Consider the following 2558-nt stretch of genomic DNA (forward strand, 5'->3'; position numbering starts at 1 on the left):
CCCATGTCCCGCACCCCCAGCCCGACCGCGCAGGACTTCGTGCCCTTCGCCACCGCCGCGCTCGACTTCCACCGCGCGCTCAACCTCCCCGGCGGCCCGCTCGTCACCAGCCGGGCCGAACTGGACACCCTGCACGCGCACCTCGTCTCGGTCCACGGGCTGCTCGACGCCCATGCCGCCCGTACCGGTCAGCTCGTGCCGATCGAAGGCGACCAGCTCCGCGCCGCCCGCACCCGGATCTGGCAGGCCGCCGACCACGTCCACGCCGCCTACCACGCGGCACCCCGGCCGGATTCGGGCGAGGTGCCCGAACCCGAGGCGTGCCAGGCTGGCCTGCCCGAAGGGGCACCGGAGCTGACCATCTGCCAGCGCCACCAGCGCGCCGCGCACCTGGTCCGCCGCCGCACGACCCCGGCCGACCTGCACGCGCCGTTCACCGGCCTCGTCCGCCGCTGACCCCATCACCCGTCTGGAGAAACCGTTCATGCCCCGTACCCGCGCCAGCGCCTCTCCCCTGTACGTGCCGCGCAAGGCTTCGCGGGCCCAGCAGAGGGCCGCCCGAGCCGGATTCGCCGAGGCCCGCCGCCAGGCGCGCCTCGCCGGAACACCGCCCAAGCACCGCGCCGAGGAAACCCTCGCCCCGGAGCTGCGGCCGACCTACCCGCCGACCGGTCGTCCCGGTCCGGCCTCGGCCCGGGGCGGCAAGCTCAGCCTGCCCGCCCACCGGATGACCACCGCCACCGCTTCGGGGGCCTACCCCTTCGTGGCCGAGGGCGGCCTGGGGGCGGAGGGCATCTTCATCGGCCGCGACGTCCACGCCGAAGCCGCCTTCTGCTTCGACCCGTTCTCGCTGTACAGCAGCGGCCGGATCGAGGGCTTCACGAACCCCAACGCGGTCCTCGCCGGGATCATCGGCATGGGCAAGTCCGCGCTGGCGAAGTCCATCGCCACCCGGTCGATCGCCCACGGCTACCGGATCTACATCCCCTGCGACCCCAAGGGCGAATGGACCGGCGTCGCACAGACCCTCGGCGGCTACAGCATCGCCCTGGGCCCCGGCCTCCCAGGCCGGCTGAATCCACTGGACGCCCCGGCCCGGCCCACCTCCGTCAGCGAGGACGACTGGGCGACCGAGGTCCGAAAGCGCCGCCTGCTGCTCCTGGCCGGCCTGGCGCGCACCGTCCTCAAGCGCGACCTGCTGCCGATGGAACACACCGCCCTCGACCTCGCCCTCGACCTGGTCGTCGCCGAGGCCGCCGCCCAGGGCACGGTGCCGCTGCTCGGCGAGATCGCGCACGCCCTCGGCTCCCCCGAACGCCTCGACCGGGTCCTCGGCCACCAGGCCGGACACCTCGGGTCCGCCGCCCAGGACCTCGCGCACGCGCTGCGCCGACTGGTGCACGGCGACCTCAGCGGCATGTTCGATGCCCCCTCGACGGTGGCCTTCGATCCGACCACGCCAATGCTGTCCATCGATCTCTCCCGCCTCGGCGGCTCCGGCGACGACACCGCCTTGGTCTTGGCCATGACCTGCGCCTCCGCCTGGATGGAGAGCGCTCTGTCCGACCCGGACGGGGGCCGGCGCTGGGTGATCTACGACGAGGCGTGGCGGCTGATGAGGCACGTGGGTCTGCTGGAGCGGATGCAGTCTCAGTGGAAGCTCTCCCGTGGTCTCGGCATCGCGAATTTGATGGTCATCCACCGGCTGAGCGACCTGCTCTCGGCGGGCGACGCCGGCTCGCGCGGCCGGGTCCTGGCCGAGGGCCTCCTGGCCGACTGCTCCACCCGCATCATCTACCGCCAGGAGCCCGACCAGCTCGACGCCGCCGCTTCCCTGCTCGGCCTGACCGGCGTCGAGACCCAGGCGGTGTCCGCCCTGACCAAGGGCCGGGGCCTGTGGAAGGTCGCGGGCCGTTCCTTCATTACGCAGCACATCCTGCACCCGGCCGAACGCGAACTGTTCGATACCGACGCCCGGATGTCGGCATAGGGCCTGCCCGGAGGTTCGACAATGTCTGCTTCTCCCAGTTCTCCCGGCCTGGCCGAGAATCGGCCGCCGGCGGCCACCGACGGCCTGACGTGGCGGAGGCACATCCCGGCGCTGGCCTCCGCCGCCGCCGGGATCAGGCAGGCGTCCGACGCCTGGGACGCGGTCTCGGACTCCTTCTGCGACGGCGACGGCTGGCCTGTCGACGAGCAGGGATACGAGGACGGCAAGGTGAAACGCGACGCCGAGGCGTGGAAACACGTGGAGGTCTTCCTCGCCCACGGTCCCGAGGTCCTGGCCGGCGTCCGCGCTGCCGCCCGTGGTGCTGACTACGTCGAGGGGCCGGTTAGCGAGGACCTCCGCCGGCTGCGCGGGATCGACGCCACCCTGGAACGGGCGGGACAGCTCCAGCGCGAGTGGGATCAGATCATAGCCCTCATGGACGCCTCGCTCCCCGGCTCGCGGAAGCTCTATGAGAGCGAGGCGGAGGAGAACCGCAACTCCGACGGCTGGCACTACGCCGACGAGCTGTCCATCCGCGGCCCGGCCCTCGTACGGGCCGCGGATGGAC

At 72.7% G+C, this 2558-nt stretch carries 3 protein-coding genes; all 3 read left to right on the forward strand.

The window, feature by feature from the left end; genetic code table 11:
• The first annotated feature begins 3 nt into the window (after positions 1-3).
• Positions 4-456 (forward strand): DUF6238 family protein, encoded by a 453-nt coding sequence (locus tag EAO70_RS04640; RefSeq protein WP_148001759.1) that lies wholly within the window; start codon positions 4-6, stop codon positions 454-456.
• A 28-nt stretch (positions 457-484) separates the two neighbouring features.
• Positions 485-1990: an ATP-binding protein gene (locus EAO70_RS04645; protein ID WP_187283721.1), complete on the forward strand. Its 1506-nt coding sequence runs from the start codon at positions 485-487 to the stop codon at positions 1988-1990.
• A gap of 21 nt (positions 1991-2011) precedes the next feature.
• Positions 2012-2558 (forward strand): hypothetical protein (locus EAO70_RS04650; RefSeq protein ID WP_187283722.1); only part of this gene is annotated, 547 nt, incomplete at its 3' end.

The organism is Streptomyces sp. adm13(2018) (assembly GCF_008042145.1).
In the GTDB taxonomy this organism is placed as follows: domain Bacteria; phylum Actinomycetota; class Actinomycetes; order Streptomycetales; family Streptomycetaceae; genus Streptomyces.